Annotated in this window: 13 protein-coding genes; 7 read left to right on the top strand and 6 right to left on the bottom strand. The window is 71.3% G+C overall.

The window, feature by feature from the left end; all coding sequences use genetic code 11:
- Window positions 1–51 precede the first annotated feature (51 nt).
- From BU204_RS10450 to BU204_RS10440, 3 genes are all read right to left on the bottom strand, one after another.
- The gene (locus BU204_RS10450; RefSeq protein WP_075125418.1) at window positions 52–423 is read right to left on the bottom strand and encodes a hypothetical protein; all 372 of its coding nucleotides are present in this window, start codon (window positions 421–423) and stop codon (window positions 52–54) included.
- A 150-nt stretch (window positions 424–573) separates the two neighbouring features.
- Window positions 574–4,155, bottom strand: a complete 3,582-nt coding sequence (locus BU204_RS10445; protein ID WP_075125417.1) for a BTAD domain-containing putative transcriptional regulator — start codon at window positions 4,153–4,155, stop codon at window positions 574–576.
- A gap of 123 nt (window positions 4,156–4,278) precedes the next feature.
- Window positions 4,279–4,887 (bottom strand): helix-turn-helix transcriptional regulator, encoded by a 609-nt coding sequence (locus BU204_RS10440; RefSeq protein WP_233159973.1) that lies wholly within the window; start codon window positions 4,885–4,887, stop codon window positions 4,279–4,281.
- A 363-nt stretch (window positions 4,888–5,250) separates the two neighbouring features.
- On the opposite strand from BU204_RS10440, the gene BU204_RS10435 reads away from it, so the two are divergent.
- From BU204_RS10435 to BU204_RS41885, 4 genes are all read left to right on the top strand, one after another.
- Complete coding sequence (locus tag BU204_RS10435) at window positions 5,251–5,919, top strand: O-methyltransferase (protein WP_083661190.1); 669 nt, start codon at window positions 5,251–5,253, stop codon at window positions 5,917–5,919.
- A gap of 35 nt (window positions 5,920–5,954) precedes the next feature.
- Window positions 5,955–6,626, top strand: a complete 672-nt coding sequence (locus tag BU204_RS10430; protein ID WP_075125414.1) for a helix-turn-helix transcriptional regulator — start codon at window positions 5,955–5,957, stop codon at window positions 6,624–6,626.
- A gap of 206 nt (window positions 6,627–6,832) precedes the next feature.
- Window positions 6,833–7,240, top strand: a complete 408-nt coding sequence (locus BU204_RS10425; RefSeq protein ID WP_075125413.1) for a cold-shock protein — start codon at window positions 6,833–6,835, stop codon at window positions 7,238–7,240.
- A gap of 48 nt (window positions 7,241–7,288) precedes the next feature.
- Window positions 7,289–7,420, top strand: coding sequence for a hypothetical protein (locus BU204_RS41885; protein ID WP_269844636.1), 132 nt, complete (start codon window positions 7,289–7,291; stop codon window positions 7,418–7,420).
- A 50-nt stretch (window positions 7,421–7,470) separates the two neighbouring features.
- Here BU204_RS41885 and BU204_RS10420 read toward each other — a convergent pair whose 3' ends face one another.
- Entirely contained in the window at window positions 7,471–8,019 is a 549-nt protein-coding gene (locus BU204_RS10420) for a hypothetical protein (RefSeq protein WP_143229420.1), read from the bottom strand.
- Window positions 8,020–8,255: 236 nt separating this feature from the next.
- Entirely contained in the window at window positions 8,256–10,505 is a 2,250-nt protein-coding gene (locus tag BU204_RS10415; RefSeq protein ID WP_075125411.1) for a tetratricopeptide repeat protein, read from the bottom strand.
- Window positions 10,506–10,608: 103 nt separating this feature from the next.
- On the opposite strand from BU204_RS10415, the gene BU204_RS10410 reads away from it, so the two are divergent.
- Window positions 10,609–11,256, top strand: a complete 648-nt coding sequence (locus tag BU204_RS10410) for a helix-turn-helix transcriptional regulator (RefSeq protein WP_075125410.1) — start codon at window positions 10,609–10,611, stop codon at window positions 11,254–11,256.
- Window positions 11,257–11,279: 23 nt separating this feature from the next.
- Here the strand turns inward: BU204_RS10410 and BU204_RS10405 are convergent, their stop codons facing one another.
- On the bottom strand, window positions 11,280–13,520 hold the full coding sequence (locus BU204_RS10405) for an ATP-binding protein (RefSeq protein ID WP_233159965.1): 2,241 nt from the start codon (window positions 13,518–13,520) through the stop codon (window positions 11,280–11,282).
- A 279-nt stretch (window positions 13,521–13,799) separates the two neighbouring features.
- On the opposite strand from BU204_RS10405, the gene BU204_RS10400 reads away from it, so the two are divergent.
- Both BU204_RS10400 and BU204_RS10395 read left to right on the top strand, forming a co-directional pair.
- Entirely contained in the window at window positions 13,800–14,210 is a 411-nt protein-coding gene (locus tag BU204_RS10400) for a hypothetical protein (protein WP_075125408.1), read from the top strand.
- 374 nt (window positions 14,211–14,584) lie between these two features.
- Window positions 14,585–16,117 carry a hypothetical protein gene (locus BU204_RS10395; protein WP_075125407.1) on the top strand — a complete coding sequence of 511 codons (1,533 nt, stop codon included), beginning with the start codon at window positions 14,585–14,587 and terminating at the stop codon, window positions 16,115–16,117.
- The last annotated feature ends 19 nt before the right edge of the window (window positions 16,118–16,136 follow it).

Genomic DNA, 16,136 nt, shown 5'->3' with positions numbered 1-16,136 from the left:
CCAGGGAATGTTCTGGGAATGGGGCGATCGCCGAAGGCTACCGGGGAGGCCTCACGGGTTCAGGTCGCGCCAGGTGCGGCCGCTCGGAAAGCGCATCGCACTCGCGGCCGCCCGCCGCAGGCTGTGCAGGGCCGTCTCGAGCCGCTCGCGTTCGGAGCCGGCCTCGCGGGCCTCGTGGCCGCACTGCGTGCGGAGCGCCTGGGCAGCGTGGGCCAGACCGACGAGCATGTCGGCGTAGCCCTCGCGGGCGGACTGGTCGGACTGCCGGTGCAGCCACGGTGTCATCAGGTCGACCCACTGGTCGATGCGTGCGGCCAACTCCCCGTGGGGAATGCCTGCGCCGCAGTGGTCACACACCAGCCAGCCGCAGTCCCGCGCGGTACTGCCGGTCGGTGGCTCGTTTGGTCCGCCGTGGAAGGTCATCGCTGTTCTCAACCCCTGCCGTGCCGGAGGCTTCACCAGTGGATGCCTGCTGCCAGTACGCCACGGGTCGGCTGTCCGCGCCGGAAGACGTGCCCGATGAGACCCGATGAAACGGCAGAACGCGCACCGGTCGGACGTGCCCTAGGTGAGCTAGGACGTGCTCAGGGCGTCGGCGATCTTCTTCGCGAGCTCGTCCCGGGAGGGCACCGCGAGCTTGCGCATGACGTGGGACAGCTGCGCCTGCACCGCGAGCCGGGACAGGGTCAGCTCGGCGGCGATCTCCGGGTTGGACATGCCGGCCGCGACCAGCTCCGCGATCCGGCGCTCGACGTCGGACAGCTCGTGCCATCCCGTCACCATCGGCCCGAACTGGGGCTGGTCCGCCTCGTCCACGCCCAACTCACGCATGCGCTCCTGGGCGCGGCCGATGTCGGTCGTGGCGCCGAAGCCGCCGAGCACCGACATCGCCTCGCGGAAGGTACGCCGGGCAGGATCGATCTTTCCCAGCTCCGCGAGCACGATCGCGGCGTCCACGAGGACCTCGCCGCGTTGCACGAGCCGTCCGACATCGGCGAAGTACCCGCCGACGGCGAGCAGCGCGTCGGCGTCGCGGTCCCGCAGGGCCCGGCACCACCGTTCGGTCGCATGTGCGCGCGTGGGCGGCGTCTCCCGCTCCGACTCGATCTCACTGACCCGCGCGGCTGCCCGGACGCGGGTGTGATCACCGGTCTCGAGCGCCAGCCGCATGATCCGCGGCAACCACTGGTGCCGAAAGATGAACCGGCCGTATCCGAGGTCCAGCAGGGGGTCCAGCGCGCTCAGCTCCGCCCGCGGCCCGGCCCGGCCACCCGCCTCGATGGCCCGCGCCACCAAGACGAAGCCGCTGTAGTCCTGATCGCCCACGGTGATCAACGGGCAGGCGTCGGCCGCCCGAAGGTGTGTCCACAGGCTCGCGGCGTCGCCCCGGCGGGCCGCGATGACAGCGGCGACACCGTGACGCACCAGCGGTGCCTGCACCAGCAGGTCGACGGTGCGGTCGGCCGCACCACCCGCGTCGAGGTGGGTGAGTGCGGCAAGGGCTTCGTCCCACGCGCCCAACCAGTAGTGGTGCACCGCGAGCGACACGTACGCGACACTGGCCGAGGTCCGCATCCGCTCGGCGACCGCGCGCATCCCGGCCAGGGCCTCGGACGCCTCGTCGAGACGGTCGAGGTTCTGCAGTGTGGCGGCCCGGCCGCTCAGCAGCTCCAGCCGCAGCTGGAGGAACTCCGGTGCGGTGCCGACGACGCCGAGCGCCTTGTCCACGTACCGCAGGGCGGACGCGTTGTCGCGACGCGCCGTCGCCACGAACCACATCGACGACAGCGCGCTCCCGATGGCCGCGGCGTCCGCCGCCTTCGTCGCCTGCTCCAGTGCCGCACTCGCCGTCCGGCTCAGGGCGTCGAGATCACCACCGTCCACGCGTTCGAGCCGCGCCCGCAGCGCGTGGTACCTGGCCCGCCACGCGTCCGGAACCGTCGGGTCCGCCTCCGCGGCGAGCAGATCGGCGATCGCCTTCTCCGTCGCACCGGCGTCGTCGTCGAGCTGGGCGAGGATCCAGCGCATCTCGCCGGCGTGCTCGGGGTCGCCGGTCGTCTCGAGAACGGACCTGGCCGCCCGTTCGGGTCGTCTGCCCAGCCGATGGGCCAGCCGGACACCGCGCACGGCGAGGGCCTCCCGCTCCCGCTCGGCAAGCAGGGAACCGGCCACGGCCCGCTCGACGAGCTCGACGGCGGTGCCGGGGTCACGTGTGGCCAGCGCCTCAACGTTGTCCAGCAACCACCGCACGCTCCAGGCGTCCAACGGCGTGGCCCGGAGCTGGCCGGCGACCCGCTCCACCGCGGCGCCGGCGCCGGCCAGCGCGGCCGCCGCGGCCCGATGCGCCGCTGCCAGACGATCGGGCGGCCATTCGGCGAGCAGGGCCTGCCGCAGTCGCTGGTCGGAGAACGCCAGACCGCTGCCGCTGTCGAGCATGAGGCGAGCGGATATGACCTCCTGGACGGCATCCAGCAGGTCGTCCGCCGAGCTGTGCAGCACGGCGGCGAGGTCGGCGATGTCGAGCTTCGCGCCGAGCAGTGCGGCCGACCGCAACACGTCCTGGGCTCGCGGCGTGAGCGCGTCGAACCGTGCCCAGCCCCGCCGTCGCTGGGCAGCGGCCAGCTCGTGGCGCCACGCCTGGCTGAGCTCGGCCTCGCTCGTCGCGGTGGGCAGGGTGTCGAACCCGCGGACGGCGTCGAGTAGCTGGAGTACGTGCGCGGGGTTGCCGGCGACCACCCTCAGCACGTCCCGCAGAACGGGTCCGCAGGCGACGCCCAAGGTGTGTTCGGCCAGGCGCACCAGGTCGGCCCTCGCGAGCGGACCGATGTCCAGGACGCGTCCGCCAACCGCGCCGACGGTGTCGCGGACGCGCTTGCGCTCGATCGTCGACCCGGCCTGGCACGCGCCGAGCAGCAACAACGGAAGGCGCCGGGTCAGCCGGGAAAGCCGGTGCCAGACCGCCGTTCCCGCATCGTCGAGACGCTCCAGATCGTCGATGACGAACACCAACGGGCGCTCGACGCACAACCGCTCGACAAGGGCCACCGCCCGGTCGACGGCGACGCTTCCGGATCCGGCCGCGGCCTCGTCACGCCGTTCGTCGATCAGCCCGTCCGCCGAGGTCCACACCACCCGGGAGCCGTTGGCGGAGTCCGCCAGCGCGGCGGCGAGCAACGCGGTCTTGCCAATTCCCGGCTCACCCTCGAGCCAGACGCAGCCGCCGTGCCCCTCCCCCAGACGCACCAGCTGCGACCTCAGCCAGGAGAGCTCGTCATCGCGGCCGACCAGAACGTCCGGTGGCTCCGGCCGGGCGCGGCCCAACCGCGCCAGCGGCCCCGCGATGGCCGTGGGCGGCACCGGCTCTCCCATACCCAGGCCGATGTCGTCCACCGAGATCGGTTCGCCACCGGCGACGCGCTGCCGGAGGTGGCGCAGCTGCCGCCCCGGCTCGATGCCCTGCGCGTCACGCAGCATCTGTTCGATCTCCCGGTAGAGGTCGAGCGCCTCGTCCCGCCGCCCGTCCTGGTTCAGGGCGACCATGAGCAGCCCTCGGGCGGTCTCCCGGAACGGGAACGCGGCGACCACGTCCGACAGCTCCCGCACCGCGGCGGAATGGTCGCCTCGGGCCAGCAGCAGGGCGCCGTGGTGTTCGGCCACGGTGATCCGCAGCTCCCCCAGGCGCGCCCGGTGCAGTTCGGCGAACGGCCCGGCCAGGCCCTGCAGTGCGGTGCCCTGCCACAGCGCACGTGCCGCGTCCACGGCACGCAGCGCTGCGGCGAGGTCACCGCGTCCCCAGTGCCGACGGGCCAGCTCGTGCAGCTCGTGGAACCGGTGTTCGTCGCGGTGTTCGGGAGCCAGCCGCAACAGGTAGCTGGACTCCACCGTCGCCAGCACGGCCTGACGGTCGCGCGTGGGGTCGAGTGCACGTCGCAGGTCGTAGATGTAGGTGTGCAGAATGCCGATGGCCCGCGCGGGTGGTTGCTCGCCCCAGATTCCGTCGACCAGCTCCGCGAGCGAGACCGCCTCGTTCGCACGCAACGCGAGCATGGCGAACACCGCCCGGCGGCGCGCGCTGCCGAGCTCGATCTCGTCGTCGCCGCGCCACGCCCGCACCGGCCCCAGCAGCTGGACCCGCAGCGCCGCACTCCCCGCCATCGAGACTCTTTCGAAACCGCCGAGCGCCCGCACGTCACGCCGACGTGCGCTGCCCCTTCCCCGCGACCCTCACCACCATCGACAATACCGGCCAGGGCAACTGTTCCGAACGCGGGCGAGTTCTCAGATGGCGCCGGCACGCATTGCGTAGGCCACCGCATGGGGACGGTTGCGGAGGTTGAGCCGGCTCGTGCACCCGTAGATGACGTTCTTGACCGTGCGCTCCGAATAGCACAGCTCGCGCGCGATCTCCGCGGTGTCCATGCCCTTGGACATCAGGCGCAGAACATCGACCTCACGCGGGTTCAGCCCGGCCGCCTCGCTCCCCTTCGCCATCAGGCCCTCACCGCGCAGCCGTTCGAGGTGCGTGATCAGCTCACCGAGCAGGTCCGACGGCATCGTCTCCGCTCGCGCCGCCGCCCCCAGCACACCACGCAGCAACCGGTCGTCCGACGCTGCCGACCTCGGCAGCACGGCAACCACCCGGCACTCGACGACGGCCAGCAGGTGCCCGTCGCTGAGCTGGTTGGCGAGCAACACCACCGGCGCCGGGCTGAGCGCCGCCCGCTTGCGCATGGCGGTGAGGACCTGGGGGGTCAACCGCGGCGGCGCGAGCACGACCACGTCGACGCTCGCCGACGAGCCGGCCGGGACGACCTCCACCTCGGGGTGCGCTTCGAGGTAGCGCACGAGCCCGACGCGGCTGATCACGTCCGGCGTGTGGACGGACACTCGTACGGACCGTGGCTCCGCCTCGGACACAGGAGCTGTGTGCATCGGATCCTCCCACCCGCTCGATCGGTGAGAGAAGTCTCTTCCGTACGTCTTCACGTCAGCTCAACGCCGGGCACCACCGCGTCTTCACGCCCACTCCCTCGCGCGCGAGAATGGGGCGAAGTGGCCGGCAGGATACACCGGAACCGCGGTCGGAAGAACAATCCCGTGACGCCGTGCCCGGATGTCGCGTATGTCGGGCAGCCACCCGACGGTGGAGCGCTCCCGTGTGGCTCACTGACCGCGCGTGGTGTGTCAGCCCTTCCGCGGCCGACAGCCAAAGGAAGGGGGCATCAGACGCCGATGACCGAGCACCCCGGCATGAGCTCGCGACTCCGCGACTACCTGCTCGCGCACGCCGAGCCGCCGACACCGGCGCAACGCGGGCTGATCGAGGCGACAGCCGCTCTCGGTGACGTCGGCCGGCCACGGATCGCGCACGAGCAGGGCGTGTTCCTGACGTTGCTGGCGCAGGCGATCGACGCCACGCTGGTCGTGGAGTTCGGCACCTTCACCGGCTACTCGACGCTGGCGCTTGCCCGTGGCCTCGCCGCGGGCAGCGTGGTGTACACCAACGACGTCTCCTCGGAGTGGACCTGCGTCGCTCGGCAAGCGTGGGCCGAAGCCGGTGTGCTGCACCGGATCCGGCAACATGTCGGTCCGATCGCCGGCTGGCTGGGCGCGTTGTCCGACCAGCCGCTCATCGACCTGGCGCTCATCGATCTGGCCGCCATCGCCACCGGGGACCACATCGACTGCTGGGAGGCGTTGGTGCCGAGGATGCGGCCCGGCGGCATGCTGCTGACCAGCAGGTCGCTCTGCGCGGGCGAGGTGGGGCAAGACCAGCCGACGGGCGCGGCGCCGGCCGTCAGGGAGTTCAACGCCCACGTGCTTTCCGACGAGCGGGTGAGCTCGGTGCTGCTGCCGGTCGGTGATGGCCTGACCCTGGCCCGCCGCAGGACCGATTTCCTCGGGATGAGGCCGGAATGAATCGAGCGTGAAGTGGCCCCGGCCATGCTTGCCGTATGAGCCGTGAGCAACGTCGCCGCGATCCGCGCGCGGCGACCACCACGCCGGTGAAGGTCGTCGTCCACTCGTCGGACCCGCTGAACAGGCTCGGAACGGTCGGCGTGCTGGAACGTCACCCTCAGCTGACCGTGCTCGACGAGCCCGACCTCGCCAACGCCGACGTCCTCGTGGTGGTGGAGGACGCCGTGACGGACGCGACCTTCAGCCGGCTGCGTGCGCTTCGCCGCGAGTCCACGGCGGAGCCACGGTGTGTCCTGGTCACCGACGGGTTCCGCGCCGTGAACGCGCTCGTGGTGGTCGAGTGCGGCATCACCACGGTCCTTCCCCGCCACGAACTCGACCACGACCAGCTCGCGGCCGCCGTGCTGTCGGCGAACCGGGGTGTCGCCCATCTCCCGCCCAGCGTGCAGGGCGACCTGATCGACCAGCTCCACCGCCTGCGGCGCGAGGTGCTCGAGCCCAACGGTCTGACCATGTCCGGGATCGCGGCCCGCGAGCGGGATGTCCTGCGGTTGCTCGCGGAAGGGCTCGGCACCGACGAGATCGCCGCCAACCTCTCCTACTCGGAGCGAACGGTGAAGAACGTGCTCTACGCGCTGATGTCCCGAAACAACCTCAACACCCGCGCACACGCCGTGGCCTACGCCGTACGCGCCGGGCTGGTGTAGCGCGGGTCCTCAGTGGATGAGCGGTGAACCACCGCGTGCACGGGGTCCGTCCTTCGTAGTGTGTGGTGCTTTCACCAGAGCCGGGAGGCGCGTCAGCCGCCCGCCCGAGAGCGGAGGTCGGATGCGGTGGCTATGATGGGAACTTCCGACGCTGGGCGTCGTGGGAACGCGATTGATGTGGTTGTTGTGGGTGGATTGAGGTAATCGTGGTCAGTGGAAAAGTTGTCCGCTTCGACGAAGCGCGGGGATATGGGTTCGTCGCGCCGGACATCGGCGGCGAGGACGTGTTCCTTCACGTCAACGACATCACCTTCGACAAGCGGCTCCTGGTGCCTGGCGCCCGGGTCGACTTCGAGATCGAAGAGGGGGACCGCGGCCCGAAGGCGACGTACGCGCGGATGTCGACGCCGGCCCAGACGCATGCCCCGGCCAATGCCCATCCGGAGGGCGGCGACGCGGACTTCTGCGAGGTCCTGACCGAGCGGGAGTTCCTCACCGACGTCACCGAGCTGCTGCTCGCGGCAGTGCCGACCATCACGGCGGGGGACGTCGTGCGAACCAGGCTGGCTCTGGTCGGGTGGGCGAAGAAGCGCGGTTGGGTCGAGACCGTGTGACGCCGTGCCCGGGCCGCGGCGCGCTTCGGGCACGGAAGGGTTGACGGCGTGACGGTGCATGCGTGCGGCGACCCGATCAGCGTCCCACCATCCGGTGTCGACACCCGCGCCACCGTCGACTCGGTCCACTGCTCGGTGTCCACCCCCTGCTCCACGATGTTCACGAACTTGTCCGGCTGACCGATGTGGTTCGACGCGCCGCTTTCTCCGTGCGGCTCACTGCGCGGCGACTACATCGGGAATCCGACGACGCCGATCAGGCCGTCCACCAACTCCAGCAGCCAGTCGACGAGTTGGTGCTCGGGCTGGGTCTCCCACGATCGCTCCGGACGATCGCCCGCGACGTCTCCGCACCAGGGGATTCCGTTGTGGAGCGCGGTGTCCATGGCGCACTCGTAGAGCGTCCAGATCCATGCGCTGAACTGCTCCGGCCCGGTGAGCACGACCGTCCCCGTGTGGTGCCGCAGTGAGGCGAGGAGCCGGTCCGCGGCGTCCACCATCTCCCGCAGCACATCCCGCTCCACCGGGACGGCGCCGAAGCCGGCGGAGCACGCACGACCCCGGCGAGCGACGATGGCGACGGCACGCTCGTGGGCCTGCGCCGCGCGCCGCTCCTGAAACAGGTCCCCGCAGCCGGTGTGCCGCGCCCGCTGCCACGTCTCGGCGTCCGCGAGCATCATGCGGAACCTCTCGACATGCCAGTACAGGTGGCGGCGACGCTCGGGTGGGAAGTCCGCGATCACCGCCGTTCCGCGGCGCCGCCAGTGCGCAGTGGACATTTGTCGCCCTCTCGGTCGGCCTCCCTTACCTCCCTACCCCGTTCCGGCGGTCGGTGGACGCCATTTCGGGGCCAACGGGCACGTCCGGTGCGCGTCCGTTCCCCTCCACGGCCGCCGGCCCGTCCGATGCCCCATGCTGACCGGCGTGGCACACACCCAGGCGCCTTCTCCCGGTCGTGGGGCCGCGGTGCTCGTGTGGCTGCCCGGAACCGCCGTGGTCGAGACCTCGCGACACCTCACTCCGCGAGCCGCGAGCGCAGCGCGGACACCCGGTCTCGTTGGGCGAGCGGCACCGCGTCGCCGTAGCAGTCCAGAGCGTGGTGCAGGCACTCCCGCGCCTGTTCCCGCTCACCGACCGAAAGCCGCGCGTCGGCTTCGCTCAAGGCGGCGATCGCCGCGGTCATCGGGATCTCCGCGTCGTCGAACATCCGCCGCGACTCCTGGAACGTCTCCGCGGCCAGCCGCCATTCGCCCAGCCCGACGAGGGTGTCGCCGAGACACAGCCGCACGAACGCCACGATGTTCCGCTGCGTCTTCGACAGCTCCTCGCCGGCGTGCCGCTCGGCGTCGGCGAGCGCCGCGCGATGCACCGACAATGCCTCCTCGTACCGGCCCGACGCGTACAGAACCCGCCCGAGTCGGTTGTGCACGGAAAGCCGTACGGACCAGAAGTCGAAGCTCTCGGCGAGCACATACGCCCGTCGCGCGTGTTCCAGCGCCTCGTCGGCCCTGCCCAGGTTCGTCAGCGTCGTGGCGATGTACGCGAACGCCCATACCTCCTCGAGGCGGTCATCCGTCTCGACCGCGACGGCCAGGGCCTGCCGGTGCGTCTCCAGCGTGGCGTCATGATCGACGTGGCAGAAGCTCTGTGCCCAGCCGACGAAGTTCAGCAGCTTCGCCTCGGCACGTCGGTCGCCGAGGGCGTGGGCGGCGGCAACGCCCCGTTGGAAGATCTCGACCCACGGCAGTCCCATCCAGTGGACGTCGGAGAACCAGTGCATGGCCTTGGCCAGCTCCAGCACCTCACGGTGCCAGCCCAGGCGCGCCGCCGCCCGGTACGCGGCGATCCAGCTCGACTCCTCGCGCAGCAACCACTCGCCCGCCTCGTCCGGCGTCGCGAACCGGTCGGACCGCACCTCCTCCGGGAAGAACATCAACGCGGCCGCCGATGCCGTGCTCAGCAGGTACTCCAGCACGGCACGGGTCATCCGCTCCCGCTCGGCGGGCGGCTCCTCGATCTCCCAGCGCTCGGCCGCGAACAGCCGGAGCAGGTCGTGGAACTGGAACCGGCGATCCGTCGGCGCGGGTTGCAGCAGGCTCGCGTCCGCCAGCTCGTCGAGATACCCACGTACCTGTGGCCCGACCATCCCGGTGGCGACCTCGGCCAGGTCCACCCCGAAGCTCGCGCCGGGCACCGCTGCCAGACGCCGGAACACCGTGCGCGCCCCGGGCGAGAGCCGGCGGTGGGACATCTCGAACGCGGATCGCACCTGCAGATCCCCGACCGACAACGAGTCCAGCCGGGTCCGCGTGTCGCGCAGCAACCCCGCCAGGTACCCGACCGACCAGCGTGGCCGGGTCGCGAGCCGGTTGCCCGCGATGCGCACCGCGAGCGGCAGATAGCCGCACAACGCCACCAGCTCCCGCGCCGCCGCCGGCTCCGCGCCGATCCGGTCCGAGCCGGCGATCCTGGCCAGCAACTCCACCGCCGCCGCCTCGGCGAGCGGCTCCAACCAGATCCAGTGCACCCCCTCCAGACCCGCCAGCGCCTGTCGGCAGGTCACCAGGGTCAGACTGCCGGAGCTGGTCGCCAGCAACGACCGGACCTGCACCTCGTCGGCGGCGTTGTCCAGCACGACCAGTACCCGCCGCCCCGCCAGCATCGACCGGTAGAGATCCACCTGGTCGGCCTCCGCCGCGGGGATGTCCGATGGTCGTATGCCCAAGCCCTGCAACAAGCGCTTCAACGCGCCGCGGACGGAGAGCGGCTGCCCGTCCATCCCCCGCAGATCCACCCACAGGCAGCCGTCCGGGTAAGCCGACCGCAGCTCATGCGCCATCCACACCGCTGCCGTCGTCTTCCCCACCCCGGGCTGTCCCACCACCGCGACGACTCCCCCGCTGCCCACGGCCCGTCGGAGGCCAGCCAGCACGTCAGCACGCCCGACCAGATCGGGAACCACGGGCGGCAGCATCGACAGCTCCGCCGACGCCGACCCGTTCTCCGGCCCGGTCGACCGGCGCCGGCCCTCCTGTGCGCTGGCCAGGAACAGATCTCGTTCCGGCGATCCCAGGCCCAGCGCGGCCGCGAGCGCGTCAGCCGAACGCCGCTGGACGGCACGCGTTCGACCACGCTCGACATCGCGCAACGCCCGCACACTCAGCCCCGAGGCCTCCGCCAACCCCTCCTGTGTCAACCCCGCCGCACGCCGATGAGCGATGAGGAGTTCACCGAAGGACGACGCCGGCCCGGCAGACTGATCCACAGTTCGTATTTAACCGGCAGAACTGACCGGCAGAAAACAGGTGTCATAAAACCTTCCCCCGTTCCGCCTCCTCTTCCGCGACGACGAGCGGTTTCCTTGAGCCATGACAGCCGTCACAGCGTGGCCGACTCCCCGCTCGACCGACACGCGGCCGCGCAGCGCCACCCGCGTGTGCGTGCAGGCGACCGATCCGCTGGTCCGCGCCGGTCTGCGCAGCGAGCTGACCGGGAAGCCGGGAATCGAGCTGCTCGACGACCTGACGGCGGCCGAGGTGGTCGTCGCCATCGCCGAGCCCGCCCTCCACGACATGCCGACCACCCACACCAGCCGGCTTGTCCTGATCGCCGACCAGCCTCGGATGGTGGAGCTGTGGGCGGCTGTGGAACGCGGCCTCGCGGTGCTCGTGCCGCGCGAGGAGGCGACCGGAATGCGGTTGCTGAGAGCGGTCGCCGATGCCCGCCGCGGTCGCGGCGACGTTCCGCCCGAGCAGCTCGGCAGCCTCCTGCGCGGGCTTTCCCGGCTGCACGCGGAGACCCTCGCCCCCCGCGACCTGTCACTGAACGGCTTGACCTGCCGCGAGGCGGACGTGCTGCGGCTGCTCGCCGACGGGCTGGACACCGGACGGATCGCCCAGCAGCTGTCCTACTCCGAGCGGACGGTGAAGAACACGTTGCACAGCCTGCTCACCCGGCTCGGCCTGCACAACAGAACCCACGCGGTCGCCTATGCCATCCGCCTCGGCCTGATCTGAGAGCGTCGGCATGTCGGCGGGGATCACTGCGCCGGTAGCCGAGCCAGCTCGGCCAGCACCTGCGCGCGCCCGTTCGGCGCCAGATCGCCGTAGGCGTCCAACGCGTAGTGCAGACATTCTCGGGCCCGCTCGTACTCCTTCGCCAACAGCCATGCCCTGCCCTCGTTCAACGCGGCGACCGCCACGTTGCCGACCGAGCCGAGCTCGACGCGCGTCCGCCGAGTCTCCCGAAACGTCTCGGCGGCTTCGCGCAGCTTGCCAAGGGCGACCAGGCAGTCGCCGACGCCCTCCTTGACATAGGCCACCATCATTCGCCGGGTTTCGAGTGAGGCTCCGCTCTGCTGCCGGTCGGCCTCCGCGAGCACGTCGTGGTACACCGAGAGCGCCTCCTCGTACCGGCCCAGGCTGTGCAGCACGGAAGCGAGCCGGTTCAACACGGACAGCCGCACCAGCCAGAAGTCGAACTCCTCGGCCCGCGCGGCGGCTTGCCGCGCGAACTCGAGGGCCTCCTCCGGCCGGCCGAGGAACTCCAACGCCGTTCCGATGAACGCGTACGCCTCGGTCTCCTCGCGTCGCTCACCCGACTCGATCGCGGCGGCCAGCGCCTGCTGGTGGGTCCGCAGTGAGGCCGCGCGATCACCGAGGCACACGCCCAGGGCCCACCCGAGGTCGTTCAGCAGCGTCGCCTCGGCCGCCCGGTCACCGATCGCGGACGCGGCGGTCGCGCCGAGTTCGAAGATCTCGACCCAGGGCAGTCCGAGCCACCGGTGGTTGGCGTACCAGACGAGCGCCGTCGCCAGCTCCACCACCGGGCGGTGCTCACCGGCCCCGGCCGCCGCACGGTGCACGGCGATCCAGTTCGACTCCTCCCGAGCCAGCCATTCGCCCGCCTCGGCGTCCGAGCCGAACACGCCGCCGCGCGACGCGGCCGGGGCGAAGGCGTCGGCCGCGGCGGTGGCCGTGCTCAGCAGGTGGCCGCGCACGGCGTCGGACACCTGCTCCCGAGTGGCGGACGCCTCCTCCGCCTCCCAACGCTCGATCGCGAACAGGCGAAGCAGGTCGTGAAACTGGAACCGGCCCGCCGGACGTGCTTGCAGCAGGCTGGCGTCCGCGAGCTCGCCGAGGCACAGCCGCACCTCCGGGCCGCTCATGCCGGTGGCGACCGCGGCGAGCTCGTCGCCGAAGTCCACGCCGGGCACCGCCGCCAACCGGCGGAACACCAGCCGCACCGTCGGCGGCAACCGCCGGTACGACATCTCGAACACCGGGCGCATCCGCAGGTCCCCGGCGGACAGCGAGCCGAGCCGGGTGCGCTCGTCGCCCAGCAGGTCGACCAGATAGGAAAGCGACCAGCGCGGCCTGGTCGCCAACCGGTTGCCCGCGATCCGCACCGCCAGGGGCAGGTTCCCGCACAGCTCCGCCAACTCCGCCGCCGCCCGGGGCTCCGCGGTCACCCGGTCCTCGCCCACGATCGTGGCCAGCAGGTCGAGTGCCGCGCCCTCGGCGAGCGGCTCCAACCACAACCAGCGCACGCCCTCCAACCCGGCCAGCACCTGACGGCAGGTCACCAGGGTCAGACAACCGGGCGTCGCCGCGAGCAACGGACGGACCTGCAGCTCGTCGGCCGCGTTGTCCAACACGACCAGCGTTCGGCGCCCGGCCAGGACCGACCGGTACAGCACGACCTGATCCGACTCCGAGGACGAGTCCTCCGACGACGGCACCCCCAACGCCCGCAACAGCCGGTCGAGTGCCGCACGAACGGTCACCGGCTGCTCGTCCATGCCCCGCAGATCGACCCAGAGGCATCCGTCCGGGAACGCCGACCGCAGCCGTCGTGCGGCAGCCAGCGCCAGCGCCGTCTTGCCCACGCCGGGATGTCCCACCACAGCAACGGTTCCGCCGGTCGCCGCCAGTTCGGACAACCACGCCAACTCGTCGTCGCGCCCGACCAGATCAGGCACCGCCAGCGGCAGGCCCGTGTACTCCGCGGGCGCGGTTTCGGACTCCCCAGGCGGGGTCCCGGACTCCGCGGTTCGTCGGCGCCCCTCCCGAGCGGCGGACACGAACAGGTTCCGGTCCGTGCCGGCCAGCCCCAACGCATCCGCCAACGCCTCCGCCGAACGCCGCTGCACGGCCCGCGTCCGACCGCGCTCGACGTCCCGCAACGCCCGCACGCTCAACCCGGATGCCTCGGCCAGCCCTTCCTGCGTCAGCCCAGCCTGCCGCCGAAACCGGACGAGAACCTCACCGAAAGTCGACACTCGCCCCCACATCGGTCCACTACGTCGTCGCACCGGCAGCGCCAGCCCGCTCCAACTTCTCGCGTGATCGCGTCTCGGGTCAAGCCCGGGCCGGCGGTCACGCACGCTGTCGTGTCCCACGGATGGTCCGGCACTGCGTGGTCGCCGGCCGGCCCCGACCGCGCTCTGATCCGGGCAACAAGCACGGGCGTTGGGCATATTGAATTGCCCCTTTGCCCGCCGCCATGACTCTCGGCGGACCGGCCGCGGCTAGGTGCAATAAGCGTCATGAGAAACACAATGTTTCGGCGCGCCGGTCTTGCACTGCTGGCCGCCATCAGCTGCCTGATGACCGCCACGACTGCGGCGAGCGCCGATCCGCAGCCGGCGCCGAAGTGCACCGGCGAGGTCCAGTTGACCGGGGAGATCGTCGCCAACGTGTGCATGTCGACGGCCGTCGGATACGACCACAAGTACCACCACGGCCGCGTTAGGATCAAGAACATCAGCGGATTGCCGTACGAGGCGACACTCCGGGTCGACGTGCTGGACGGCAACACCACCCACTACGGAAACGCGTGCGTCAAGACGGTCGCATCCGGCGAGTACCACAGCTGTTCCTCCCCGACCCTCCTCGACGGAGGTCCATACCGCGCCCGGGCCCGGATCCAGATCCCGGGATATGTCGAGTGGATCCAGTCGCCAGCCTGACCCAACCAGCCAGCCGGAACCCGGTTCGCCGCCACACCGGGTTTCGGCCTTACCGCAATGAGCCCCCGGGCTCCACGCCAGCCCGCACACGTTCCGGCGGATCCCCGACGCCACGTCCACCCTGTACGTCGGTGGACAGCGCGCTCTGATCAATTGTTTCCAGACCAACTCCTACGTCGGCGGGTTTCGCTTCCTAGCGGAGGATGTGACCCTCCCAGCGAACACGGTCACCGCTGCGAGCGTCGAGCTGCACTATCGCCTGAGTCAACTCCAGGACGTCCTCACGATCAGCCCGGTCCGCGCCCTCGCACCTCCCGCAGGCTCACCCGGCTGGCGGCTGCCCGCGCACTCCTCGGCGGGGCAGTGTGAAGGGGATGACCAGGCGGCACCAGCACCTCAACCAGGCCCTGCTCCGAATTCCGCGGCGGGCCGAGAGCTCTGACCGCACCACACTGTCCGCGACCTACGTCGCCGCCGGGTCGTTCGCGGCGCTGTTGCACTCAAGCGACCACCAGATCCTCTACGGCCGGCGTGGCACCGGGAAGACCCACGCGCTGATGTACCTGAGCGACTTGCTCGTGGACACCGGTGACGTGCCGATCTACCTGGACCTGCGGACGATCGGCTCGGCCGGTGGCCTCTACGACGACAGCACCCGGGCGCCGGGCGAGCGGGGCACCCAGCTGCTGGTCGACACGCTGGAAGCCGTGCACGACGAACTGCTCGCGGTCGCCGTCGAGCAGCAGGTCGCCGACGCCGCCGGCCTGCTGGAGAGCCTGGACGCGCTGGCCGCGGCGGCGACCGAGGTGCGGGTCGTCGGCGAGGTGGAGCGGGAGACCACGATCGGCGGCTCCGCCGAGTCCGCGATCGGGCTGGACGTGGGCGGCTCACCCCGGCTGACGGCGAGCCAGCGACGCTCGGTGACCGCGGCGAGCCGGCTGGTCCGAACGGGGGTCGAGCACCACCACGTGCTGTTCGGCCCCCTGACCAGGGCGCTACGCGGGATCACCCGCTCGCTCGGCTCGGCGCGGCTGTGGCTGCTGCTCGACGAGTGGAGCAGCATTCCCCGCGACCTGCAGCCGTTCCTCGCGGACCTGTTGCGTCGCAGCGTGCTGCCGATCGGCGGAGTCACCGTCAAGATCGCCGCCATCGAGCGCCGGGCGCGGTTCGCCCAACCCGCCGGGTCCGGCGACTACCTGGGGATCGAGGTCGGCTCCGACGCGGCATCGGCGGTGAACCTCGACGAGATCCTGGCGTTCGACCACGGCCGGACACGGGCACGCGAGTTCTTCGGGCAGCTGTTCTACAACCACGCATGGGTCCGCCTCACCTCGATGATCAAGGACCCGCCGGCGGACCCGGCCGCCTTCGTCGAGGAGACCTTCCGCCGCAACGCCTTCACCGAGCTGGTCCGCGCCGCCGAGGGCGTCCCCCGCGACGCGATCAACATCGCCGCCCTGGCCGCCCAGCACGCCCACGACGAGCCGATCGGGGTCGCGGACGTGCGCCGGGCCGCCCGGGACTGGTACATACGCGACAAGCAGACCACGATCGTGTCCAACGAACCGGCGCAAACGACCCTGCGCGCGCTCGTGGACGAGGTCGTCGGCCACCGCCGGTCCCGCACCTTCGTCGTCGACCAGCTGGCCAGCCAGCGCGACGGGACCATCGAGGACCTGCACGACGCGCGGCTGCTGCACCTGCTCCGCCGTGGCATCGCCGACCCGCACCATCCCGGCACCCTGTACGACGGCTTCGCCATCGACTACGGCTGCTACGTCTCGCTGCTCATGGACGAGGCCCGCTTCCACGTCCGCGACCGGGGCGACTGGCTCAACAACCCCAAGGGCGTCCCGCCGGAGGGCTTCAGCCTCGCCAAAGCCGCCATCGACCTCGGCGCCGTGTGACCGTGACGCGACCCCGTTC

This window comes from Actinophytocola xanthii (assembly GCF_001921205.1).
In the GTDB taxonomy this organism is placed as follows: domain Bacteria; phylum Actinomycetota; class Actinomycetes; order Mycobacteriales; family Pseudonocardiaceae; genus Actinophytocola; species Actinophytocola xanthii.
The sequence above is the reverse complement of the archived record's forward strand: the minus strand, read 5'-3'. Positions and strand labels throughout refer to the sequence as shown.